24 protein-coding genes are annotated in these 22514 nt (G+C 61.9%); 15 read left to right on the forward strand and 9 right to left on the reverse strand.

What is annotated here, in order from left to right; genetic code table 11:
* Together B0E55_RS04675 and B0E55_RS04680 are read left to right on the forward strand one after the other, a co-directional pair.
* Positions 1-501: an ImmA/IrrE family metallo-endopeptidase gene (locus B0E55_RS04675; RefSeq protein ID WP_003946241.1), complete on the forward strand. Its 501-nt coding sequence runs from the start codon at positions 1-3 to the stop codon at positions 499-501.
* Positions 498-1499: a hypothetical protein gene (locus tag B0E55_RS04680; RefSeq protein WP_060939738.1), complete on the forward strand. Its 1002-nt coding sequence runs from the start codon at positions 498-500 to the stop codon at positions 1497-1499. Before B0E55_RS04675 ends, B0E55_RS04680 begins: the two co-directional genes overlap by 4 nt.
* A 42-nt stretch (positions 1500-1541) precedes the next feature.
* Here the strand turns inward: B0E55_RS04680 and B0E55_RS04685 are convergent, their stop codons facing one another.
* Positions 1542-1958 (reverse strand): helix-turn-helix domain-containing protein, encoded by a 417-nt coding sequence (locus B0E55_RS04685; protein WP_003946231.1) that lies wholly within the window; start codon positions 1956-1958, stop codon positions 1542-1544.
* A gap of 492 nt (positions 1959-2450) precedes the next feature.
* On the opposite strand from B0E55_RS04685, the gene B0E55_RS31850 reads away from it, so the two are divergent.
* From B0E55_RS31850 to B0E55_RS04695, 3 genes are all read left to right on the forward strand, one after another.
* Positions 2451-2594 carry a hypothetical protein gene (locus B0E55_RS31850; RefSeq protein WP_162267916.1) on the forward strand — a complete coding sequence of 48 codons (144 nt, stop codon included), beginning with the start codon at positions 2451-2453 and terminating at the stop codon, positions 2592-2594.
* Between the two features lie 142 nt (positions 2595-2736).
* Positions 2737-3582, forward strand: coding sequence for an SDR family oxidoreductase (locus tag B0E55_RS04690; protein WP_019744717.1), 846 nt, complete (start codon positions 2737-2739; stop codon positions 3580-3582).
* Between the two features lie 48 nt (positions 3583-3630).
* Positions 3631-4113 carry a DUF2505 domain-containing protein gene (locus tag B0E55_RS04695; protein ID WP_019744716.1) on the forward strand — a complete coding sequence of 161 codons (483 nt, stop codon included), beginning with the start codon at positions 3631-3633 and terminating at the stop codon, positions 4111-4113.
* On the opposite strand, the gene soxR is transcribed toward B0E55_RS04695, so the two are convergent.
* Positions 4099-4578 (reverse strand): redox-sensitive transcriptional activator SoxR, encoded by a 480-nt coding sequence (soxR, locus tag B0E55_RS04700; RefSeq protein WP_019744715.1) that lies wholly within the window; start codon positions 4576-4578, stop codon positions 4099-4101. The two genes, B0E55_RS04695 and soxR, sit on opposite strands and share 15 nt — an antisense overlap.
* Positions 4579-4583: 5 nt before the next feature.
* A complete protein-coding gene (locus B0E55_RS04705; protein ID WP_080909176.1) occupies positions 4584-5072 on the reverse strand; it encodes an FABP family protein in 489 nt (162 codons plus the stop codon).
* Between the two features lie 99 nt (positions 5073-5171).
* Between B0E55_RS04705 and arcA the strand changes: the two genes are divergently transcribed.
* The gene (gene arcA / locus B0E55_RS04710; protein ID WP_019744713.1) at positions 5172-6389 is read left to right on the forward strand and encodes an arginine deiminase; all 1218 of its coding nucleotides are present in this window, start codon (positions 5172-5174) and stop codon (positions 6387-6389) included.
* A gap of 10 nt (positions 6390-6399) precedes the next feature.
* Here the strand turns inward: arcA and arsC are convergent, their stop codons facing one another.
* Positions 6400-6753 (reverse strand): arsenate reductase (glutaredoxin), encoded by a 354-nt coding sequence (gene arsC / locus B0E55_RS04715; RefSeq protein WP_020970331.1) that lies wholly within the window; start codon positions 6751-6753, stop codon positions 6400-6402.
* A 94-nt stretch (positions 6754-6847) separates the two neighbouring features.
* On the opposite strand from arsC, the gene B0E55_RS04720 reads away from it, so the two are divergent.
* From B0E55_RS04720 to B0E55_RS04735, 4 genes are all read left to right on the forward strand, one after another.
* Positions 6848-7531, forward strand: coding sequence for an SDR family oxidoreductase (locus tag B0E55_RS04720; RefSeq protein ID WP_020970330.1), 684 nt, complete (start codon positions 6848-6850; stop codon positions 7529-7531).
* Positions 7532-7556: 25 nt separating this feature from the next.
* Positions 7557-7916 carry a GntR family transcriptional regulator gene (locus tag B0E55_RS04725; protein ID WP_020970329.1) on the forward strand — a complete coding sequence of 120 codons (360 nt, stop codon included), beginning with the start codon at positions 7557-7559 and terminating at the stop codon, positions 7914-7916.
* Between the two features lie 48 nt (positions 7917-7964).
* Positions 7965-8396: a DoxX family protein gene (locus tag B0E55_RS04730; RefSeq protein WP_020908616.1), complete on the forward strand. Its 432-nt coding sequence runs from the start codon at positions 7965-7967 to the stop codon at positions 8394-8396.
* Positions 8397-8480: 84 nt separating this feature from the next.
* A complete protein-coding gene (locus B0E55_RS04735; RefSeq protein ID WP_019744709.1) occupies positions 8481-10115 on the forward strand; it encodes a BCCT family transporter in 1635 nt (544 codons plus the stop codon).
* A gap of 54 nt (positions 10116-10169) precedes the next feature.
* Here the strand turns inward: B0E55_RS04735 and B0E55_RS04740 are convergent, their stop codons facing one another.
* Positions 10170-11729, reverse strand: a complete 1560-nt coding sequence (locus B0E55_RS04740) for a dolichyl-phosphate-mannose--protein mannosyltransferase (protein ID WP_080909177.1) — start codon at positions 11727-11729, stop codon at positions 10170-10172.
* Between the two features lie 23 nt (positions 11730-11752).
* On the opposite strand from B0E55_RS04740, the gene rsmI reads away from it, so the two are divergent.
* Entirely contained in the window at positions 11753-12583 is an 831-nt protein-coding gene (gene rsmI / locus B0E55_RS04745; protein WP_019744707.1) for a 16S rRNA (cytidine(1402)-2'-O)-methyltransferase, read from the forward strand.
* Here the strand turns inward: rsmI and B0E55_RS04750 are convergent.
* Both B0E55_RS04750 and metG read right to left on the reverse strand, forming a co-directional pair.
* Positions 12580-13827 carry a DUF2786 domain-containing protein gene (locus B0E55_RS04750; protein ID WP_230091198.1) on the reverse strand — a complete coding sequence of 416 codons (1248 nt, stop codon included), beginning with the start codon at positions 13825-13827 and terminating at the stop codon, positions 12580-12582. The genes rsmI and B0E55_RS04750 overlap by 4 nt on opposite strands.
* 81 nt (positions 13828-13908) lie before the next feature.
* Positions 13909-15507, reverse strand: coding sequence for a methionine--tRNA ligase (gene metG, locus B0E55_RS04755; protein ID WP_019744705.1), 1599 nt, complete (start codon positions 15505-15507; stop codon positions 13909-13911).
* Between the two features lie 21 nt (positions 15508-15528).
* Between metG and B0E55_RS04760 the strand changes: the two genes are divergently transcribed.
* Complete coding sequence (locus tag B0E55_RS04760; protein ID WP_080909178.1) at positions 15529-16356, forward strand: TatD family hydrolase; 828 nt, start codon at positions 15529-15531, stop codon at positions 16354-16356.
* A 503-nt stretch (positions 16357-16859) separates the two neighbouring features.
* On the opposite strand, the gene B0E55_RS04770 is transcribed toward B0E55_RS04760, so the two are convergent.
* Together B0E55_RS04770 and B0E55_RS04775 are read right to left on the reverse strand one after the other, a co-directional pair.
* Positions 16860-17627, reverse strand: coding sequence for an amino acid ABC transporter ATP-binding protein (locus B0E55_RS04770; protein WP_019744702.1), 768 nt, complete (start codon positions 17625-17627; stop codon positions 16860-16862).
* A complete protein-coding gene (locus B0E55_RS04775) occupies positions 17624-19072 on the reverse strand; it encodes an amino acid ABC transporter substrate-binding protein/permease (protein ID WP_020908609.1) in 1449 nt (482 codons plus the stop codon). Before B0E55_RS04775 ends, B0E55_RS04770 begins: the two co-directional genes overlap by 4 nt.
* Before the next feature lie 236 nt (positions 19073-19308).
* Here B0E55_RS04775 and B0E55_RS04780 point away from each other — a divergent pair, with 236 nt between their 5' ends.
* The 3 genes from B0E55_RS04780 to rsmA are packed head-to-tail and all read left to right on the forward strand — an operon-like array spanning position 19309 to position 22503.
* Entirely contained in the window at positions 19309-20433 is a 1125-nt protein-coding gene (locus tag B0E55_RS04780; protein WP_080909179.1) for a resuscitation-promoting factor, read from the forward strand.
* 33 nt (positions 20434-20466) lie between these two features.
* Positions 20467-21594, forward strand: coding sequence for a resuscitation-promoting factor (locus tag B0E55_RS04785; protein ID WP_021332325.1), 1128 nt, complete (start codon positions 20467-20469; stop codon positions 21592-21594).
* Between the two features lie 9 nt (positions 21595-21603).
* Positions 21604-22503 carry a 16S rRNA (adenine(1518)-N(6)/adenine(1519)-N(6))-dimethyltransferase RsmA gene (gene rsmA / locus B0E55_RS04790; protein ID WP_003946263.1) on the forward strand — a complete coding sequence of 300 codons (900 nt, stop codon included), beginning with the start codon at positions 21604-21606 and terminating at the stop codon, positions 22501-22503.
* Positions 22504-22514: the final 11 nt, after the last annotated feature.

Genomic DNA, 22514 nt, shown 5'->3' on the forward strand with positions numbered 1-22514 from the left:
GTGCCGGACAGACGTTCACATCGCCGCGTTCTGGCCGCGGTGGATGCCGTATGTGACGCAGCAGCGTCGTCGGAGGCTGTGTCACTGCTTACGGTGGTGCAGACAGTCGCCCGAGAGCGTGGGCGCCCGATCGAGATCGATCTGGAAACCCCGCTCGCCACCGGAGTGTGCGGTCAACGCCGGGCCTACGACGACCACGACGTCATCGTCTTGGCTCCCGGACTACCCAATGTCGAGCGGACTCTGGCACATGAGTTGGGGCACATAGTGTTTCGCCACGAAGGTGCCGAGATCGCCGAGGCGACGCTCGAGGTCAGTGACGATTTGATCGCCTACATGTTGAGTCAACGTTCTCTGCGGCGCAACGAACCCGTGCCGATGGATGACATCGCGGAGTGGGAAGCCGAGACGTTCGCGTCGATGTTGATCATGCGTCTGCGAACGATGAGTGGCCGTGGGACACCGCTGTCGGTGTTGCGGTACGACGAGGCGATCGGATGATCTTTTGGGCTGTGGCCCTTCTCGTCTGGGTTGCAGCCGGCGCGAGACTGGGTCGAGTTGTCGCGCGCACCGCGACGCCGTTGCGAATGTCGATGGTCTTCGCCGGCTTCTCGGTCGCATTGTCGTCGACGGTCATGGTGCCTGCGGTGTGGGACATCGTCGATCGAATTGCGCCGGAGCAACATGCCGCAGCGATGATCGTCATCGTCTTGTGGACCGCGTTGTCCGCGGCCAGCGCAGTCGGCGCTGTGTCTGCCTGGCCGGTGATGTCGCGTCCAGCCATGCGCGGCCTCGCCACGGTGCTGTACTCGGTGGGGCTGCTGGTGGCGATCGCGGTTCTTTTCGGATACCCAGCGCCGGCTCTGATCTTTATCATCGTCGCTCTGTCCCTTGTCATTTCGACGGGGCTACGGCACGTTGCCTGGGCGCCGTTGGGGCGCGGAATCGCATTGATCGTGACAGGTTCGTCGGTCTTGCTTGTCGTGGTCGTCGTGATGCTGGTCGAATCGATCGGTGGCACCAGCGCACTCGAATCGGATATCTGGACGGGCGCAGGGGTGTGGTTCATCGCTGCCTCGAGTGTTCTGATAGCGCTCGGCATCACGTGGGTGCTTCTCGAGACCTGGTTACGTGCCCGACGAGATCTGTACCGGCTGCGGCGGATGCACGCGCTTCTCGTCAAGCGATTCCCCGAGGTTGTCGACGCGGACAGTGCCGGAAGTACGTCAGTACTCCGGGCATCGGACATGATCGCCCAGATCATGGATGCGATGTACATACAGTCCGGCGCCGGGATGTTCGACGTCGGTGGTCAGGAACCACCCCGGGCAGTTACCGCCCATGCAGGAATACTTGCGGGGTGGATCGCGGATCCATTGGCCTCGGATGTGTTGGACACCAGATGGATTGCGCCACCTGAGAAGATGTCGGCGCGCCGATGGGTGTTGTTGTTGGCGAAGGAACTCGATGAAACGACAAAAGTAGGTCGACGTTCGTAGTCGACCTACTCCATGTCAATTCAGTGCTTCAGCACATTTGCATCAGCGTGACGCGTCGGGCGGAACCTCTGGCAAACCCTCACTCGCGCGGAGCTTTTCAGCCATCGTGGTGAGCAGATTCTGCGATTCTTCCGACAGGTCGAATGCGCGGCTCGAGAGGCGGCGAAGGCCGTAACCTTGGAGCTGCGAGAGCAGTTCGAGGTCGTGATCGATCTTGGCAGCGTAGATGTCGTTGAAGAAGTAGTCGGGCTTCACCTTGAAGAACCGGGCGAACGCAGCGACTGTCTCGTCCGAGGGGTTGGTGCGCTGTCCCGAGCGGAGCTGCGAGATGTACGGCTTGGAGATCTGATGGCCGTCTTCGATGAGCGCTGCCGCAACCTCGGCGTTGGTGTGGGGTTTGCGCCCCGGAGGATGAACACTGTCGAACAGTTTGTTCAATCGTTCTGCAAAGTCAGCCATTGTGAACCGCCCCGTAATCCTCTCTAGCTAGCAATTGTCCGTTCAGTGAATCCTACGGTATCACGCGGATAACCGATCGGTAGCTCACCGTAGTCTGTTTAGTGGACCAGTTGTCAAATGTGTCCGAGATTCGATTCGTTCGGCCATTGAGTGCTCAGCTATGTCTCAGCGCACATTGAGTATCGGCCGCACGAAGATTGTGCAGCTACGGTCGCGCTATTCGAACCTTCCATTACTTGGTTAATGTGCCCAGTATCAAACCTTTTACCCGTTTTGGCGATATTAGCTAAGCGTTAGCCTGGTTTTTCATATGTGTTCCGAAAGGAAAACCGCAGTTCAGTGACGGTGTGGAGTGATGCGGTTGCAATTATGGCGACTGTTCGCGATGTTGCTCGAATCACTTCGGGGTTGAACCTTGAACGGTTTGCCGGAATGCAATCTGCGCTAGCTAAACCCCCTGCGTAGGTGCAGAATTGTGATATGAAACACACGATGAGCGATGACGAACTGCGCCGCGCGATCCGTGAAATCCAGGATCGAGCCCACGACGCACGCAAGCGTGGGGACGATGTAGCGGCGGAAGAACTCGACCGTACGGTCAGGGGCTATCAAGAGCAGATGGCTCAGCGTCTGTAGCTGTCGGTGGGTTCGGCGGCTGCCGCCGAGGTCGTGGGTTCTGGCATGCTCACGGCCGCAATGCGTGTTTCGGGGCGGCCGCACAACGCGTGCGTAGACTTTCCCGCATGTCCACAGTACGAGTGCGGGGGAGTGTCGATCCATGTCAGTAAGGTCGCTCGAGGGTAAGAAATGCCTGATCACCGGCGCTGGTAGTGGGATAGGACGCGCAACTGCACTGCGGGCATCCGAGGCCGGAGCCGAATTGTTTCTCACTGATATCAACGACCGTGGATTGCAAGAGACTGCCGCAATGGTTGGTGCCGGAGGGGGCACGGTCAGTTTGGCCAAGGCACTCGATATCTCGGATTACGACGAGGTTGTGAAATTCGGTACCGAGATTCACACTCAATTCTCTCCGATGGATGTCGTCATGAATATCGCCGGCATTTCAGCGTGGGGAACTATCGAGAACCTCGAGCATCGGCACTGGAAGTCGATGGTTGACGTCAACCTGATGGGACCGATCCATGTCATGGAGACGTTCGTTCCGCCCATGATCCGCGCCGGCAAGGGTGGGCACCTGGTCAATGTTTCTTCGGCCGCTGGGCTCTTGGCACTGCCGTGGCATGCCGCTTACAGTGCGAGCAAGTTCGGCCTTCGCGGGGTCTCCGAGGTGCTGCGATTCGATCTGAAGCGGCACGGAATCGGCGTCAGTCTGGTTGTGCCTGGTGGGGTGAAGACGCCTTTGGTGGGAACCGTGGAGATCGCGGGTATCGACCGGGATGACCCGCGGGTCAAAAAGCTCACGCACCGGTTCGAGAAGCGCGCGGTCTCCCCGGAGAAGGTGGCCTCGTGCATTCTGCGGGGAATCGAGAAGAACACGTACCTCGTGTATACGTCCAATGACATTCGATTCGGATACTGGTGGGCCCGCAAATTCGCCCCGCCTTACGAGTTCGTGATGCAAAAAGCGAACGACCAGTTCAGTAAATTGCTCAAGCGATGAGCATTAACTCCGACGGGACTTCTATCTAGTCGAATAGGGACCAAAGTCATGCCGAAGAGTTTTCACTTCGATATCGAATTCAAATATCCGATCGACGACGTGCATCGAACTTTGACTGACCCGAGTTATTGGAAAGTCCGACTCGGAGACCTTTATGCCACCTCGGACATCGAAGTTGGAGACGGATCGATCGAAGTATCCGTGTCCGAGGAAATCGACTCCGCCTCCCTCCCTAACCTGGTCGCCAAGGTTGCGCCGAGTCGACTCGGTCTGACACGGGTGGACCACTGGGGGCCTCTGTCTGACGGGAAGGCCGCAGGGTCGGTCACCGGAATCGCGCACGGACTGCCGATACGAATCGAGACGACGCTGGACCTCACCGCCGCCGAGTCCTGCACGCGACTGGTCGTCGACGGAACGGCCGAAGTGAAGATGCCGATCATCGGCGGCCAGATCGAGAAGTTGCTGAAGAAGACCGTCGAGGACTTGCTGGGGCGCGATCGGGACGCTGTCGAGTCATTTCTCGCCTGAGTCGGCGCCGAAATCCACCTCCAGAACGCGTGCACCTGGGCCGGCGGCAGCGAGTTGATCGTGAGGGTTTGCGAGGGCGCATCCCTCCAGCGAGAGACACCCGCAACCTATGCAACCGGTGAGATTGTCGCGTAGTCGTTCCAGTTGCTCGATGCGGAGATCGAGGTGGCGCCGCCATCCGGTCGACAACCGTTCCCAATCTGCGCGGTTCGGGGTACGGCCTTCAGGAAGTGTGCCGAGGGCTTCCCGGATTTCCGACAGTGGAATGCCGACGCGTTGCGAGATTCGGATGAAGGCGACACGTCGAAGCGTGTCTCGTTGGTATCGACGCTGGTTGCCGCTGGTCCGGCGACTGACGATGAGGCCTTCTCGTTCGTAGAAATGCAGGGCCGAGACGGCGACTCCGCTGCGCTCGGAGAGCTGGCCGGGCGTAAGTTCCTTGGCTTTCCACGACGGCATCTCCATGGCGACTACCGGTCCGTCGCCCGGTGGAGGGTGGCGTGGAGATGATGCGTCAGCGGGGTGTCGCCGTGCGCCATCCACAAGTCGTAGGACAGGGCGTCGCCTTGGACGCGCATGACTCGCCGGACGTCGTGAACCGGTTTTGCGTCGGGCGATGCTGCGAGCGTGAGACGGGTCAAGGCGAGAGTGCCTTCGGAGTCGACGGTGCCGCGATGGATCTCGACAAATCCGGTGGGCTGGCTGACCAGCAGTTCGAGCTCACCACCAGGTGTCGGGCGCAGGTATCCCGATTCCATGTGAAGCGGTCGGCCGTCGGGGAGCCCTCGAGTGCGCGACGAGTAGGTGACAAACGGTTTCGGAGTCGGAGCGAACTCGATCTCCTCGGAGTACTCGAAGTCGTCGATGGTGGGGAAATGTCCGGCTCCAGCGCCGACCCAGCGCCCGGTGAACCTGTCGATTCCGGCGCCGCCCAGCGCCGCCTGATCCGTGCTACTCATTGCGTGGTCCTCTCGCCTGCGTCGGATCAGACGTTACGCGGGAAGATATGGCAGCTGCTCATCCCTGCTGGGTGGGGCCTACGGGATTAGTGTTCACTCATGAACGCTTCTGGCTCCGTCCCCCTCGGTGTCGATTCCGAGGTGGGCCGATTGCGATCGGTCATTCTTCATCGTCCGGGCGACGAGTTGAAACGATTGACTCCGCGCAACAACGACGAGCTGCTGTTCGACGCGTTGCCGTGGGTGGACCGCGCGCAGGAAGAACACGATCAGTTTGCGACCGTCCTTCGTGAGCGCGGCGTCGAGGTACTGCTTTTGTCCGATCTCCTCACCGAGGCGCTCGAGGTCAGTGGCGCAGCGAGGATCCAGGGAATCGCGGCCGCCGTCGACGCACGCAAAATCGGCCACGCGCTCGGGCAACACCTGGCTGCGTACCTGCGAAAGGTAGAGCCGAAGGAGCTGTCGTCGATCCTTACTGCAGGAATGACGTTCGACGAGCTGCCGATCGACGCCGGCTCGACCTCGTTGGTGCGCAGGATGCATCACGGCGGTGACTTCGTGATCGACCCGCTGCCCAACTTGCTCTTCACCCGCGATTCGTCGTTCTGGGTCGGGCCACGGGTCATCATCACGTCCTTGGCGTTGTCAGCGCGAGCTCGCGAATCCTCGATCACGGATCTCGTCTACGCGCATCACCCTCGATTCAAAGGCGTGCGCCGCGCGTACGAGTCGCACACGGCTCCTGTCGAGGGAGGTGACGTGCTGCTTCTCGCGCCGGGGGTGATCGCGATCGGTGTCGGTGAACGTACATCACCCGCCGGCGCAGAAGCATTGGCGCGTAGCGTGTTCGACGACGGTCTCGCCCACACGGTGTTGGTTGTTCCGATCGAGCAACGCCGAGCGTCGATGCATCTCGACACGGTCTGCACCATGGTCGAGGCCGACGCGGTCGTCATGTATCCGGCCATTCAGGACACATTGGCAGCGTTCACCCTTCGCAAGGAAGACGACGGGGTGAGTATTCGCGGTGCGACGCCGTTCCTCGAAGCGGCAGCCGACGCCATGGGAATCGGAAAACTTCGAGTGATCGACACCGGACTCGACACGGTCACTGCCGAGCGTGAGCAATGGGACGACGGCAACAACACGTTGGCCGTCGAACCGGGCGTCGTCGTCGCTTACGAGCGCAACGTCGAAACGAATGCCAGGCTGGAGGCCTCGGGTATCGAGGTTTTGCGAATCGCGGGTTCCGAACTGGGCTCCGGTCGCGGTGGACCTCGCTGCATGTCCTGCCCGATCGCCCGCGATCCGCTGTGAGCGGTAGACGTCAGAGAATCTCTTCCACCTTGGCTGCCGGACGCGCGAGCACCGTGCCCTTGTCAGTGACGACGAATGGGCGTTCGATCAGAATTGGGTGCTCGATCATCGCGTCGAGGATCTCGGATTCGGAAGCGTCGGCGAGTCCGAGGTCCTTGTACTGCGTTTCGCGCTTGCGAACCGCTTGACTGGGCTCGAGGCCGGCGTCGGCGATGAGTTTTTCCAGCTCGGATCGGGTAGGCGGAGTATCGAGGTACTTGACGATGGTGGGTTCGATGCCGGCTTCCCGGATGAGCCCGAGAACGGTCCGCGAGGTGTTGCACCGTTGATTGTGGAAGATGGTTGCAGATGCCATGTTCGTCATTGTGCCTCTGCGTCCGAACTCGTGGGACAAACAGGGGAACAACGGGCCGCTCCGGAGTGCTGCACCTGAAGTACCGACGTGTGAGGAGAAAACGATGACGGAACATCGAAGTGTGGACGAACGACGCGTGGTCATTGCCGGTGGGCACGGCAAGATCGCGCAGCACCTGACGTACCTGCTGGCAGGACATGGTGATCGGCCGGTAGCGCTGATCCGCAACTCCGCGCACGAGGGTGCGGTCCGCACACTCGGCGCGTTCCCTGTGGTGATCGATCTGGAATCCTCCACGGTCGAGGAAGTTGCGAAGGTACTCGACGGTGCCGACGTCGCGGTCTTCGCCGCGGGCGCCGGACCTGGTAGCTCGATCGAGCGCAAGGACTCCGTCGACCGAGCTGCGGCGGTGCTGTTGGCCGATGCCGCCGAGAAAGCGGGAGTACGTCGGTTCATTCAGATCAGCGCCATGGGTGCTGGTGACGAAATACCGGAGAACACCGACGAGGTTTTTGCCGCCTACCTGCGGGCGAAGACGGCAGCGGAGGAAGACCTGAAGACAAGGTCTTCGCTGGATTGGACGATTCTTCGGCCAGGCCTTCTGACGGACGACGACCCGACCGGTGAAGTATTGCTTGCGCAGCCGCCCGTCGATCGAGGCTCTGTGCCTCGAGCCGATGTCGCCGCGGTCGTCGAAGCGCTCATCGATGCGCCGTCCAGCGTCGGCAAGACATTGGTTCTGACCTCCGGCCCGCATACGATCCGCGAGGCGATCGAGGGCCTGTGACCGAGAAGATACGACGAGAGTGACGATGAAGATCGCAATCGAACACGATTCCTCCACAGCTCCGTACGACCAACTGCGGCAACAGATTATCGAGCAGGTTCACGGCGGCGGATTGATCGCGGGAACCAAGATCCCGACGGTGCGAGCGTTGGCCTCGGAGCTGGGATTGGCGGCCAACACCGTCGCGAAGGCTTATCGCGCGCTCAGCGATCAGGGCGTCATCGAAACGAGGGGAAAGCAAGGGACATTCATCGCTTCGGGGACCGATCCGGTGCAGGCGCAGGCCGAGCAGGCGGCGACCGCGTTTGCGCATAGGGTCCGCTCGCTCGGGTACTCCGACAGTGAGATCGTCGCCATGGTGGAGTCGGCATTGAGAGGTGCATGACACAATGTTTAAGTTGACGCTTCAACTTAAAGCTGTCAGTCTTGGCTCATGAATTCGTCGATTGCTCGTGACCTCGGACTCCTCATCGCCCGTGTCGGCCTCGGGATCATCTTCATCGCCCACGGTTGGCAGAAGTTCTTCACCTACAAGATCGCCGGAACGCAGGCCGCGTTTGAAGGGATGGGCGCCCCGCTCCCCAAGATTTCTGCGGTTGTGGCTGCATCCATCGAACTCGGCGGCGGAATCCTGCTCATCGCGGGTCTGTTGACCCCGCTCGTCGGCGCGCTGCTGTTCCTCGACATGGTTGGCGCGTTCTTCATCGTGCACGCGGACAAGGGTGTCTTCATCGACAACGGTGGCTACGAACTCGTCGTCGCACTCGGTGTCGGATCGCTCTTGATCGCTGTGATCGGCGCAGGACGCATCAGCATCGACGGATTGATCGGCAAGGGCAACGGTTGGGTTAAAACCCCAGCTTGATCGGGGTGAGAAGGCGGGTTCAACGGACGTTGAGCCCGCCTTCCGGCTTGCTTTTGGCCCATAAAGTGACGAACGTAGTCATCTATGGTGACGAAATCTGATCGATCCGAACAAGATTCCGGGGCCAACGAAGAGCGCCCGGAGACGGGCTTTACTCGAGTAGGCGTTCGGACCGACTACGTGGTGTTTTCCGTGGCGGCCGCAGCGGTGCTGGCTATTGTCGTGTGGGGCCTCGTAGCTCCCGACAACCTCGATTCGGTAACCGGAAGTGTTCTCGGCTGGTTGGTGACGAACATCGGCTGGCTCTTCGTACTCGCAGCTTCGGCTTTCGTGCTGTTTTCCATCTACCTCGCGGTCAGTCGATTCGGCGACATTCCGCTGGGCAAGGACGGTGAGAAGCCCGAGTTCCGAACCGTCAGCTGGATCGCGATGATGTTCAGCGCCGGCATGGGGATCGGCCTGATGTTCTTCGGTGTCGCGGAACCGCTTGCGCACTACGTGACTCCGCCTCCCGGCACCGACGGTGGCGTCGGAACTGCCATGGCCACCACCATGTTTCACTGGGGTCTTCATCCTTGGGCGATGTATGCCGTTGTGGGCCTTGCCATTGCATACGGGTCGTATCGCCGAGGACGCAAGCAACTGTTCAGTTCGGCCTTCATTCCGTTGCTCGGTCGCAAGGCCGAAGGGCCGATCGGCAAGGTCATCGACATCCTGGCGATCTTTGCCACACTTTTTGGTACCGCAGCATCTTTGGGGCTCGGCGCACTTCAGATCGGCTCCGGTTTCGAGGTAGTCGGCTGGATGGAAGAAGCCGGCGTATTCCTGCTCGTGGCCATCGTTGCGGTGCTGACCCTGGCATTCGTCGCTTCGGCAGTTTCCGGTGTGGCCAAGGGAATTCAGTGGCTCTCCAACATCAACATGGTGCTCGCGCTGATCTTGGCGCTGTTCGTGTTCGTTCTCGGGCCGACCGTGCTGATTCTCAATCTGCTCCCGACGACCATTGGCGCATACGTTTCCGACCTCGCCCAGATGTCCGCCCGCACGGGTGCATCGTCGAATCCTGAAACGGGCGCGTGGCTTTCGTCGTGGACGATCTTCTACTGGGCATGGTGGGTGTCCTGGACGCCGTTCGTCGGTATGTTCCTGGCACGCATCAGCCGCGGCCGCACGATCCGCCAGTTCATCGTCGGCGTCATCGCCGTTCCCACGACTGTCAGCTTGCTCTGGTTCGCGATCTTCGGCGGCGCAGGCATCGGCGAGGAACGTGACGGAATCGGCTTGTCCGGCCGAGGCTCGGAAGAGGCTCAACTGTTCGGCATGCTCGACAATCTGCCGTTGGCCGGAGTGACGACTGTCCTCGTCATGCTGCTCGTGGCAGTGTTCTTCGTTTCCGGCGCAGACGCTGCGTCGATGGTGATGGGGACGCTCTCGCAGCGCGGAACGCTCGAACCGAGTCGCTGGGTTGTGGTCTTCTGGGGCATGTTGACCGGTGGCGTCGCGGCGCTTCTGCTGTGGACCGGTGGCTCTGAAGCGCTCGACGGCTTGCAGACCATGACGATCATCGCTGCGGCGCCGTTCGTGCTGGTCATGATCGGACTGTGCTTCTCGCTGTACAAGGATCTTTCGCACGACCCGATCATCATTGCGGCGAAGGAGCAGAAACGTGCTCTCCTACGCCCGAGACGGGGACGTCGCGTCGGTAAGCCGACAGAGTAATCGTGAAGCGAAGGAGGCACCGAACCAGGTTCGGTGCCTCCTTCGTCTGTCCCACTATTTCCAGCTAGGCAGCCACAGATGGTTTTGCCACGATTCCGGCGTGATCGGCATGGCGGTGAGTATCGGCCAGAGGTAGACGAAGTTGGCCACGACCAGACCGATGTACAGACTGACCGCAAGAAGTCCGGTGGTACGACGCTCGACGGACGCGCTCGCCTTGCCCAGAACATCGCCGAGGACCAGCGCAAATCCCATGACCATGAACGGGGCGAGTGCAACTGCGTAGAAGTAGTACATCTGGCGGTCGAGCGTCGCGAACCACGGAAGGTAAGCGGCACCGTAGCCCGTCAGGACCACGGCGTATCGCCAGTCCCTGCGCACGAACGTCTGCCAGATCGCCCACGCCAACATCGGTAGGGCCAGCCACCACATCGCCGGTGTGCCGATCAGCATCACGGCCTTGACACAGCTGGCGGCCCCGCAACCGGTGACCTGCTCGCCGTCGGCGTAGTAGTAGAGCATCGGTCGTAGCCCCATCGGCCACGTCCACGGTTTCGACTCCCACGGGTGGTGGTTTCCGGCGGAGTTGGTCAGACCGGCATGGAACTGGAGAACGTTTCCGCTGTAGTACCAGAGTGAACGCAGTGCGGAGGGAATGAAGCTCCACGTGCCGCCCTCACCGATCTCGTTACCGACGGCGTGACGGTCCACGCCGGTCTCGCTGGTGAACCAGGCCCAGTAGCTCGCGAGGTACACACCGAGCGGAATGACCACCAGCGCATACAGAGCTGGACCGATGTCGCGAACCGCGGTGCCGACCCAGGGGCGCTGCACGCGGTATGCGCGGCGCGCTGACAGGTCGAAGGCAACACTGAGCAATCCGAAGAACAGAATGAAGTACATGCCGGACCACTTGGTTCCGCATGCCAGACCGAGCAGGATGCCGGCGCCGAACCTCCACCACCGGAAACCCAGCCGTGGACCCCAGGCGGAATCGCCGATTCGACCTTCCTCGTACACCTTCGCCATTCGTTCGCGGACTTGATCGCGATCGACCACCAGACATCCGAGGGCGGCGAGGACGAAGAAGGCCAGGAAGATGTCAAGCATCCCCAGGCGTGAGGAGACGAAGGTGACGCCGTCCACGATGAGCAGGATTCCGGCAATCGCGCCGATCAGCGTGGACCGCGTCATGCGGCGGACGATCCGGATGATCAGCAGGACCATCAGCGTTCCGACCAGGGCTGACGAGAATCGCCACCCCCAACCGTTGTAACCGAAGAGTGCTTCGCCGATCGCGATCATCTGCTTACCGATCGGCGGGTGCACCACCAATCCGTAACCGGGATTGTCTTCGATGCCACCGCCGGTCAGAACTTGCCAGCCCTGCGGAACGTAGTGCTTCTCGTCGAATACAGGTGTGCCGGCGTCGGTCGGGTAGGCGAGCATCGTGAAGCGGGTGATCGCCGCGATGACGGTGATGAAAGCGGTGACGATCCAGCCGCGCAATCTGTCGGTCGGGCCGAAATCAGGATCCGGTACCAGCGGGCCGGGACTACGCACTACCCGATCGCTCGTGGCGGGCGTTGGCCGCTCGTCCGTCTGCACAGTCACCTGGCAATCGTAGGCTGTCAGGTATGACTGGTCGTTTGGTACTCGCCGCAACACCCATGGGAGATGTCGGTGACGCGTCCCCGCGTCTTCGGTCTGCTCTCGCAACCGCCGACGTCGTCGCTGCGGAGGACACACGACGCACCAAGTCTCTGGCGTCCGCGCTCGACGTCACCATCACCGGGAAGATCGTCAGTTTCTACGACCAGGTCGAGATTTCGCGGCTGCCCGCGTTGGTCGCCGACGTCGCCGAAGGCAAGACCGTCCTGCTGGTCACCGATGCAGGCATGCCGTCGGTCAGTGACCCCGGATATCGCCTCGTTGCCGCCTGCGTAGCCGAGAACCTCGCCGTCACGTGTCTCCCGGGCCCGTCGGCGGTCACGACGGCGCTGGCACTCTCGGGTTTGCCGGTGGAGCGGTTCTGCTTCGACGGATTCCCGCCGCGAAAGCAGGGGCAGCGCAAGACCTGGCTTTCGGCCCTGGCAACCGAGCAGCGAGCGTGTGTGTTCTTCGAAGCACCCCATCGCCTTGCCGACTGCCTCGCAGATGCGGTGGAAGTTCTCGGGCCCGATCGCCGCGCGGCCGTGTGCCGGGAATTGACCAAGACCTACGAGGAAGTGAAGCGCGGCACTCTCGGAGAGTTAGCTACTTGGGCGGCCGAGGGCGTTCGCGGAGAGATCACGGTGGTGCTCGAAGGCGCAGTACTGGTGGCATCTGATCCTGCCGATCTGGTCGACGAGGTGGAAAGGCTGGTCGAGGGGGGAGCACGATTGAAGGACGCGTGTGCTCTGGTCGCAACGGCCGGAGTCTCCAAGCGTGAGTTGTACGAGACGGTACTGGCCGCTCGAAAGGACTAGCGGGAGCGGTTCACGGCGGGTGCGCCGGGACGCAGGTTGGCGTCGTCGGCTGCGGCCTGGCCGGCGTGCCAGCCTTCGGCGTCGACGGACCGTCCGCGAGTTTTGCGGGTTGTCGGGAACAATCGATCGAATTCGGCGTCGACGGCCTCGGAAGTGGTGGCCAGGATCGGCAGAAGATCCGCGACGTCCATCGATGCCGCGTCGGCCGCTTCGGCGGTGGCTTTGGTGCCGGCGTCTCGCAGACGGTGTCCGATGCGGCTGGCGAACCCGGCCAGGAATCCCTTGCGGAACGAGGTGGTGCGTGAGCCGCCACGATTGCTCGAGTCGGCGAATTGCATTGCACGGGTTGCCTGTACGAGCAAGGAAGTGAACAGCATGTCGACTTGCTGAAGGTCGACCGGAGTGCCGACGACGGTCGCGAGTGCAATGTCGCTGAACCAGACAGTCCTGACTCGATTCGATTCGCCGATCTCGGTCAGGAGGTGAACCTTTTCCTTCACGTACGGGTTCTCGATGTGAATGCGTCGGGCATTCACGGATGTGTCGGTGACCCCGGCGCGAGAGTGGAGCAGCGCGGAATCGATGGCGTACCGGGTCATCAACTCCTGAGCCTTCGCGGTGAAAATCTCGGCTTCTTCCGCGAAGTTGGTGGCTTCCGCTTTGGCGAGTAATCCACGAATTCGCTTGAGTACCTTGGCGTCGACCTCGGTATCACCGACGCCGGCATAGGTGGTGTCGGTCCGTTGCGACGGCCAGGTGGATGGTGGCGCGAGCAACACCGTCCACTGAGGTAGGCGCATCCACGATCGCGCGACGTCGACGATTTGCGAAACAAGGAAGTAGGGATCCTGGAACAGAAGGCCGGCGGCGAGGGAGCGAAAAACGTCGTCGTCCACGGTGATTCGAGAAGCGATGTGCCGAGACTTCGGATACTGTTCGCCGATCGTCTGCAACTGCCCCACCCATTCGAGCGGTGCGCGATCGGAGGCGCGCGACGCTTTCGCATCGAACAGGATGGTGGTGGCGGCGAGATCGGCGTCGGACGCTTCTTTGCTTCGACGCGCCAGATGAATCAGATCCGCCGGCTGCCATCCGCGGTCGTACGCCGCGGACAGTTCGGAAACGAGATCTCGCACCGCGGAAACGGATTGAGGGCTGACCTCCTGAGTGGACACCCGCGCTCCGTTCCATGGCAGTGTCTGCGCCGAAGCGCTGGTTCGAATGTATGTTCTATTCGTCGTCATGGCTGGAGTGTGCACGTGGGGTCCGACACATCCGCCTGTAACCGGATATCTCGGACCCCACGTGAGGCACTCTCGCTTAGCTCATTCCTCGACGAAGCGGGGGAAAACTGGCGCCGGAGCAGGCAGTTTCCGGTTCGCGTCGATGCGAACCGCGATGTCGGCGAACTGTCGGTTCTCTTCGCTCTGGCCGAGCAGATCGAGGATGCGTGACGCCGCGTCGGGCATCACCGGCTGAACGAGAAGCCCGACGATACGGACCACTTCGAGCGTCACGTACAGAACCGTCGCCATGCGTGCCGGATCGGTCTTACGCAGAACCCACGGTTCCTGCTTGGAGAAGTACCGGTTGGTCTCGCCGAGCACGCCCCAGATGGCTTCCAGTGCGAGGTGTAGAGCCTGCACGTCGAACTCGCTGCGGCACTTGGCAAGCAGGGCATCCGCCGATGCCAGCATCGCCAGGTCGTCCTCGGTGAACTCACCGGGGGTGGGTACCTGGGCGTCGCAGTTCTTCGCGACCATCGTCAGCGAACGCTGCGCGAGATTGCCGAGTTCGTTCGAGAGATCAGCATTCATGCGCGTCACGATCGCTTCGTGGCTGTAGCTGCCATCCTGACCGTACGAGATCTCGCGGAGCAAGAAGAAACGGACGGCGTCGAGGCCGTACTGATCGACCATCGCGATGGGGTCGACGACGTTGCCGACGGACTTCGACATCTTCTCGCCCTTGTTGTACAAGAAGCCGTGGACGAACACCCGCTCCGGCAGTTCGATGCCGGCAGACATGAGGAATGCCGGCCAGTACACGGTGTGGAACCGCGTGATGTCCTTGCCGATGATGTGCAGGCTCGCGGGCCAGAACTTCTTGAACTCCTCCGAATCGACGTTCGGGTAACCCACACCGGTCAGATAGTTGGTGAGGGCGTCTACCCAGACGTACATGACGTGGTCCGGGTCGCCCGGGACCTTGACGCCCCAGTCGAACGTGGTGCGCGAGATCGAGATGTCCTTGAGGCCGCCCTTGACGAAGCTGACGATCTCGTTGCGGCGTGTTGTGGGGGCGATGAATTCGGGGTGCTCTTCGTACAGCGCGAGGAGACGCTCCCCGTACGCCGAGAGACGGAAGGTGTAGTTCGACTCCTCGGTCCACTCCACCGGGGTGCCGGTCTCGGTGGACTGACGGGTGCCGTCCTCCAGAAGCGTGGTCTCGGCTTCGGTGTAGAAGGCCTCGTCCCGAACCGAGTACCAACCCGAGTACGTGTCGAGGTAGATGTCGCCCGATGCGGCCATCTTCTCCCAGATCGCCTTGCTGGCGACCTGGTGATCAGCGTCCGTGGTGCGGATGAACCGGTCGTACGAGATGTTCAGGACCTTGTCGAGGTTCTGGAACACGTCGGAGTTTCGAGCCGCGAGTTCGCGTACGTCGATGCCCTCTTTGATCGCTGTCTGCTGCATCTTCAGACCGTGCTCGTCGGTACCGGTCATGAAGAACACTTCATGACCGTCCAAACGCTTGAAGCGGGCGAGCGCGTCCGAGGAGATGTACTCGTACGCGTGGCCGATGTGCGGAGCGCCGTTGGGATACGCGATCGCTGTCGTGATGTAGAACGGCGATCGTTCCGCGCCTTCCGGGGCGGCGGAGTCCGGGCGCGGGGTCTGGGAGGGTGAGGCAGGCACAGTCATGGTGGGCTTACTCTATCGGGCGTGAGCAAAGACCGTCCCGCCCCCGATGCCCCTGAGCCCTTGTCGCCTCTGATCGACGCCCATACGCACCTCGACGCGTGTGGCGCACACGACGCTGCGACCGTGGCCGAAATAGTCGATCGAGCCGAGGCCGTCGGCGTCGGACGGGTCGTCACGGTGGCCGACGACCTCGATGCTGCACGCTTTGCCGTCGACGCTGCGAACTGGGATTCGAGGGTTTACGCAGCCGTCGCAATCCATCCGACCAGGGCGAACGTCCTGGATGCCGACACCAGGGTCGAGATCGAACGGTTGGCGTCCAATCCGCGGGTCGTCGCGGTGGGGGAGACCGGGCTGGATCTCTACTGGCCAGGCAAGCTCGAAGGGTGCGCCACGATCGAGGAGCAGGTCGACGGTTTCCGGTGGCACATCGATCTGGCGAAGCGTCTCGGTAAGACGCTGATGATTCACAACCGCGAAGCCGACCAGGACTTGCTGCGGGTGCTGAACGAGGAAGGCGCGCCGGAGACAGTGGTGTTCCACTGCTTCTCCTCGGATTCGGAGATGGCGCGGGAGTGCATCGCCGCCGGGTACGTGTTGAGTTTTTCGGGAACCGTGAGTTTCAAGAATGCGAAGGCGCTGCGTGAGGCCGCGCTGTTGGTGCCGTCGGATCAGCTGATCGTCGAGACGGATGCGCCGTTCTTGACGCCGCACCCGTTCCGCGGTGCGCCCAACGAGTCGTACTGCCTGCCATACACAGTGCGTGCACTCGCAGACATACGCGGCGAGGATCCGCAGACGCTGGCAGCAGCGTCCACGGCGACAGCGGAGCGCGTTTACAAGCTCTGACGCTATTCTGGTTCGACAGGTAACTCCGCGCCCGGGATCGTCGTGTCCCGGTCCGTCTACTGCGCGGGGTATTTCAGATGAATGACTACAACGTGGTCACAGTCCGCATCGAAACGTGGGAATTAGAGTGCTGTGCACCGTTGCCGGTGGTCGGCGAAAAATCTTCGTGGGCTTTGCACCCGATACCTGACTCGCTGTGGTTCGACGGGTCGGTTCATGGAGGAATCTTTCCCGACGACGTGGAACCTACTGCCGGGATCGTTCTCTCGATCCGACTCGAGCGCGGGGAATTTGTCGAACAAGAACCCAGACACTGGGTGTTGGTACCTGGGAGCATCGATCACGTTCGAGTCGAGAAGGTCCCACCACATTTTCGCGGCATGTCGTCGCTGGTTGCCGGTCGGCGTGGCTGGATGGAGACGGCCGTTGTCGTCGAATTGGCCACCACCCGTGCGCCTTTCCGGCAGTCCCCACTACCAAAAAGGCGCACAGGGGGCTTGCCCCTACAGGACCTTCGCCAGGAAGTCCTGGGTGCGCTGCTGCTGGGGGTTGCCGAACAGGTTCTCCGGCTTGCCTTCTTCGACGATGTATCCATCGGCCATGAAGATGACTCGATCGGAAACCTCACGGGCGAAGCCCATTTCGTGGGTTACGACGACCATGGTCATGCCCTGCTTGGCGAGGTCACGAAGCACCTGCAGAACCTCTCCCACCATCTCCGGGTCGAGAGCGCTGGTGGCCTCGTCGAAGAGCATGATGTCCGGGCTCATCGCCAGTGCGCGGGCGATGGCCACACGTTGCTTCTGCCCACCGGACAGGCTGGCGGGCTTGGCATCTGCCTTCTCCGCGAGACCGACCTGGCCCAGCAGTTTGACGGCGATCTCGCGAGCCTGATCCTTGGTCGATCGCCCGGTCTGCACCGGGGCGAGCATCACGTTTTCGACGACGCTCATGTGTGGGAACAGGTTGAAGTGCTGGAACACCATTCCGATGTGCTGGCGCACCTTGTCGATGTCGACGTCCTTGTTCGTGAGGTCGAACTGGTCGACGCGCACGGAGCCGGCGGTGATGTCTTCGAGGCGGTTGAGGCAGCGCAGGAAGGTGGACTTACCCGAACCGGAAGGCCCGATGACGCAGACCACTTCACCGCTCTTGATGTCGACGTCGAGGCCTTTGAGGACCTCGTTGTCGCCGAACGACTTCTTCAGTCCCTTGACCGAAATCTTGACCTCGGTGTCGGACTTGCCCATGTTGACGGCTGTTTCGGTCACTTGTTGATCCTCTTCTCGAGGCGGTTCGACAGCTTGGTGAGCGCCATGATGATGATGAAGTACATGACGCCGATGATCAGCCACATGTTGAACGACTGGAAGTTGCGCGCGATGATGATGCGCCCCGTCTGAGTGAGCTCGGCGAGTCCGATGACCGACAGGATCGACGTGTCCTTGAGGGTGATGACGAACTGGTTGATGTACGACGGGATCATCGTGCGAATTGCCTGCGGCATGATGACTTTTCGCATCGACTTCATGTAGCTGATGCCCAGGCTTCGTGACGCCTCCATCTGTCCCTTGTCGACGGACAAGATGCCGCCGCGGACGATTTCAGCCATGTACGCGCCGGCGTTGAGCGAGAGCGTGATGATGCCTGCGGTGAAGGCGGACATCTGGAAATGCAGGGCTGCCGGGATGCCGAAGTAGATGAAGAACGCCTGCACCAACAGCGGTGTGCCGCGGAAGATGTCGACGTAGGTCGTGCCTATACCTCGGACGAACATGTTGGTGGACACGCGGCAGAGACCGAAGATCGCACCCAGGACCAGAGCGATCGCGATCGAGACGACCGAGAGAACGATCGTCAACCACAGGCCCTTGAGGAGCTGGGGATAGGTGCTCTTGATCAAGCCGATGATGGAGTTGTCCGACGTCGACGCGCCCTGACCGAGGTAGGTCGAGACGATTTCGTCGTACTGGCCGTCGTCGCGCAGGTTCTGCAGTCCAGCGTTAAACATCTGGAGCAGTTCGGCGTTCTGGCCCTTGTTGACTGCGAAGCCGTAGCTCGCGCCCACCTCTTTTTCGGTGACCGTCTTGAGGCCGTTGCCCTGTGTGATGCCGTAGGCGAGGACGGGGTAGTCGTCGAAGACTGCGACGGAGTTTCCGGTGCGGACCTCGTCGTACATGCTGGCGGAGTCGGCGAAATAGACTGTGGTGAAGCCGTATTGGTCCTTGATGGACTCGGCGAAGCTGGCGCCCTCGGTGCCGTTCTTGACCGCGACGCGCTTGCCCTTCAGATCCTCGTACGACTTCACGTCGTTGTCGGTCTCGAGGACCGCCATCTGCACGCCCGACTCGAAGTACGGGTCGGAGAAGTCGAAAACCTGCTTGCGGGCGTCGGTGATGGACATGCCGGCGATGACGCCGTCCGCCTGCCCGGCTTGCACGGCCTGAAGCGCAGCGTCGAAGCCGAGCTGCTTGATGTCGACCTTGAAACCTTGGTCCTCGGCGATCGCGTTGAGGAGATCGATGTCGATGCCGACGAGTTTGCCGTCTTCGTTCTCGAATTCGAACGGGGCGAATGTCAGATCGGTGGCGATCGTGTAGGTGCGACCGGGTTGCGCGCTCGCGATTCCGGGGGCGAACAGCGCTGCGATCAGCGCCAGCAGGATGGCCAGGATCGGCCACCTGGCATTACGTGGTCTGTCGAATCTTCTTCGCACTATCGCCCAGCTTTCTTCTGTCGCGCCCGGGATCGCCGGACTGCTTTGAACCAGACGAGAACATACTGCGCCCAGAGCTGAATCGATACACGGGTATCGGAGCCGGAAAGTGCAGAACACACGACACGCCGTTGCCGTTCCGTGACAAAAGTCGCATTTCGTTGTGATTTGGTTGCCGATACAACGCTCGGTCGTTACCGTATTGTGATCGAACGTCGTCTGCCTTGGGATTTCCTGTGTCGCCTTTTGCCAAGATCAACTCCACGAAGTCACCACTTCTCTATTCAGTGGTGGGTGCGTTGCTTCTGACGCTCATTGTCGGAGGTGCGCTCGCCGTGGTTCGGCACAAGACGATCACCCTCGACGTCGACGGCGACATGATTTCGCTGTCCACGATGTCGAGCAGCGTCGGTACCGCTCTCGAGGACGCCGGATACCCGGTCGATCCCAAGGACGCACTCGCTCCGAGCGCCGATTCCTCGCTGTCCGACGGCGATACCGTCGTACTGCGCCGTGCCCGTGAGTTGGCGCTGACCGTGGACGGTCAGCCGACGACCATCTGGACCACGGCATTGACGGTCGACGAGGCACTGAAGCAGGTAGATGTTTCCGACGACTTCGCAGTCTCGGCTTCGCGCTCGCATCGTCTGCCCCTCGAACGCACCGAGCTCGACGTCGTCAGCCCGAAGACCGTCAGCGTCAGCGACGGTGGTGCTCCGGCGGCCGAGATCAAGCTCGCCGCCGTAACCGTCGGTGATCTTCTCGCGGCCAAGAATGCGCCGCTCGAGCAGGCCGACTCGGTGGTTCCCACCGCTGACACACCCGTTACCAACGGCCTGACAATTCAGGTCACCCGCGACCGCACGGACACTCGCGTCGAGACGCAGCCGATCGCGCCGCCCGAGAACAAGGTCGACGATCCCGAGCTCGAGAAGGACAAGACCGTCGTCGAAAACCCGGGTGTTGCCGGCGAGCGCACGGCCACCGTCGAGGTCAAGACCGTCAACGGCGTCGAGGCCGGACGAACCGAACTGTCCGCGACCGTGATCAAGGAACCGGTCGCAGCAGTGGTGAAGGTCGGAACCAAGCAGACTTCCGCGCCCGCTGTGTCCAACGCGTCGACGTGGGACTCCATTGCTCAGTGCGAAGCGACCGGAAACTGGGCCATCAACACCGGCAACGGTTTCTACGGAGGGCTTCAGTTCACCCAGAGCACCTGGGAAGCATTCGGCGGCGGGCAGTACGCAGCTCGCGCCGACCTCGCATCACGTGAACAGCAGATCGCTATCGGCGAGAAGGTCCGCGCCGGTCAGGGCTGGGGTGCGTGGCCGTCCTGCACCAGCAAATTGGGCCTGCGCTGACGCGCCCACACTCCACACAGAACTCAGGAACCCATGTCACCGTTCGCCAAGATCAACTCGACCAGGTCGCCGTTGTTGTACTCGGCGATCGCCGCTCTTCTCCTGACGGTTCTCGTGGGTGGCGTTCTGGCCGTCGTCCGGCACAAGACCATCACCCTCGACGTCGACGGTGAGCAGATTCGCCTGAGCACCATGTCGACCAACGTCGACGGCGCTCTCGAGGACGCGGGTTACCCGATCGGTGACAAGGACGCGGTTGCTCCCGCGGCCGACGCTTCGCTGTCCGACGGCGACACCGTGGTGCTCCGTCGTGCTCGTGAGATCACGCTGACGGTCGACGGTCAGCCGCAGAAGCTCTGGACCACTGCCTTGACCGTCGACGACGCGCTCAAGCAGTTGGATGTCTCAGCGGATGTGCACGTGTCGGCGTCGCGCTCGCAGCGTCTCCCGCTCGACGGCGCCGCGCTCGACGTCTTGACACCTGTCGTCGCAAAACTGGTCGACGGCGCAAACGCGGCGGCCGACGTGCGTATCGCGGCACCGACGGTGGGCGAGTTCCTTACGGCCAACGGCACTCCGCTCGAGCAGTCGGACACGGTGGTTCCCGCCGCCGACGCTCCGCTGACCGAGGGCCTCGAGGTCACGGTGACACGCAACCGCACCGAGAACAAGGTTGAGACCTTGCCGCTCGATCCGCCGGATCAGCGCATCGAGGATCCGACGATGAACCAGAGTCGCACGATCGTCGAGAATCCGGGCGTTCCCGGCGTGCGTGACGTGACGTTCGCCGTGAATCTCGTCAACGGTGTCGAGGCCGGACGTACACAGGTATCGGAGACGATCACCACACCGGCGCAGCCGAAGGTCGTGCGCGTGGGAACGAAGCCGGGCACCGAGGTGCCGCCCGTGGAGAACGGTTCGACGTGGGACGCGCTCGCGCAGTGCGAGGCCACCGGCAACTGGGCTATCAACACCGGCAACGGTTTCTACGGCGGCGTGCAGTTCGACCAGAACACGTGGGAACGGCAGGGCGGGTTGAAGTATGCGCCTCGCGCCGACCTCGCAACCCGTGAGGAGCAGATCGCGATCGCGACGCAAACGCAGCGCACTCAGGGCTGGGGCGCATGGCCGTCGTGCTCGGGTCGCCTCGGACTGGGATAAGTTCTACTGGTGTCAGACGCCGAACAATCGAACGAACCCATCGCTACTCCGCGCGGGCAGGCAGCCCTGCTCGGTCCGGTCGAGGTGCGCGCTCTTGCCGAGGAATTCGGTGTCCGGCCCACGAAACAGTTGGGGCAGAACTTCGTTCACGACGCCAATACCGTGCGACGCATCGTCACCACGGCAGGCGTCACTCGTGACGATGTCGTTCTCGAGGTGGGGCCGGGTCTCGGTTCGCTGACGATGGCGCTGATGGACGTCGTCGATCGTGTGATCGCGGTCGAGATCGATCCCAACCTTGCGGCTCGCCTTCCCAAGACGGTCGCCGAGCGAGCGCCGGAGCTTGCCGATCGACTGACCGTCGTCGAAGCGGACGCGATGCGTGTGCTGCCTTCACAGATTCCAGGCGAGCCGACCGCGCTTGTCGCGAACCTCCCGTACAACGTCGCGGTGCCGGTGCTGTTGCATCTGTTCGCATCGCTCCCGAGTCTGCGGACCGCACTCGTGATGGTGCAAGCCGAGGTTGCCGATCGCCTGGCGGCTGATCCGGGAAGCAAGATCTACGGCGTTCCCAGCGTCAAGGCCAACTTCTTCGGCGAGGTTCGCCGCGCCGGTGCCGTCGGACGCAACGTGTTCTGGCCGGTGCCGAAGGTGGAATCAGGTCTGGTTCGTATCGACAGGTATGCGGAGCCGCCGTGGCCGATGGACGAGAAACACCGCAAGCAGGTTTTTGCGGCGATCGACGCCGCATTCGCGCAGCGCCGCAAGACTTTGCGTGCCGCGCTCAGCGGGTGGGCAGGTTCGCCTGCCGAGGCCGAGCGACGGCTCCTCGCTGCCGGTATCGAGCCACAGACACGTGGCGAGATGCTCGACGCAGCAGCCTTCGTTCGGCTGGCTGGAGGCGAATAGCCCCGTGCGCG

Origin of the sequence: Rhodococcus sp. 66b, from assembly GCF_002076325.1 — a bacterium.
GTDB classification, from domain to species: domain Bacteria; phylum Actinomycetota; class Actinomycetes; order Mycobacteriales; family Mycobacteriaceae; genus Rhodococcus_F; species Rhodococcus_F erythropolis.

Bases quoted from the DNA above. Each gene is read 5' to 3' on its own strand.
- B0E55_RS04725 (WP_020970329.1), top strand. From the start codon at position 7,557: ATGAAGATCGCAATCGAACACGATTCCTCCACAGCTCCGTACGACCAA.
- B0E55_RS04685 (WP_003946231.1), bottom strand. From the start codon at position 1,958: ATGGCTGACTTTGCAGAACGATTGAACAAACTGTTCGACAGTGTTCAT.
- B0E55_RS04735 (WP_019744709.1), top strand. From the start codon at position 8,481: ATGGTGACGAAATCTGATCGATCCGAACAAGATTCCGGGGCCAACGAA.
- B0E55_RS04705 (WP_080909176.1), bottom strand. From the start codon at position 5,072: ATGAGTAGCACGGATCAGGCGGCGCTGGGCGGCGCCGGAATCGACAGG.
- B0E55_RS04730 (WP_020908616.1), top strand. From the start codon at position 7,965: ATGAATTCGTCGATTGCTCGTGACCTCGGACTCCTCATCGCCCGTGTC.
- B0E55_RS31850 (WP_162267916.1), top strand. From the start codon at position 2,451: ATGAGCGATGACGAACTGCGCCGCGCGATCCGTGAAATCCAGGATCGA.
- arcA (WP_019744713.1), top strand. From the start codon at position 5,172: ATGAACGCTTCTGGCTCCGTCCCCCTCGGTGTCGATTCCGAGGTGGGC.
- rsmI (WP_019744707.1), top strand. From the start codon at position 11,753: ATGACTGGTCGTTTGGTACTCGCCGCAACACCCATGGGAGATGTCGGT.
- B0E55_RS04690 (WP_019744717.1), top strand. From the start codon at position 2,737: ATGTCAGTAAGGTCGCTCGAGGGTAAGAAATGCCTGATCACCGGCGCT.
- B0E55_RS04720 (WP_020970330.1), top strand. From the start codon at position 6,848: ATGACGGAACATCGAAGTGTGGACGAACGACGCGTGGTCATTGCCGGT.
- B0E55_RS04750 (WP_230091198.1), bottom strand. From the start codon at position 13,827: ATGACGACGAATAGAACATACATTCGAACCAGCGCTTCGGCGCAGACA.
- B0E55_RS04695 (WP_019744716.1), top strand. From the start codon at position 3,631: ATGCCGAAGAGTTTTCACTTCGATATCGAATTCAAATATCCGATCGAC.
- arsC (WP_020970331.1), bottom strand. From the start codon at position 6,753: ATGACGAACATGGCATCTGCAACCATCTTCCACAATCAACGGTGCAAC.
- B0E55_RS04785 (WP_021332325.1), top strand. From the start codon at position 20,467: ATGTCACCGTTCGCCAAGATCAACTCGACCAGGTCGCCGTTGTTGTAC.
- B0E55_RS04680 (WP_060939738.1), top strand. From the start codon at position 498: ATGATCTTTTGGGCTGTGGCCCTTCTCGTCTGGGTTGCAGCCGGCGCG.
- metG (WP_019744705.1), bottom strand. From the start codon at position 15,507: ATGACTGTGCCTGCCTCACCCTCCCAGACCCCGCGCCCGGACTCCGCC.
- soxR (WP_019744715.1), bottom strand. From the start codon at position 4,578: ATGGAGATGCCGTCGTGGAAAGCCAAGGAACTTACGCCCGGCCAGCTC.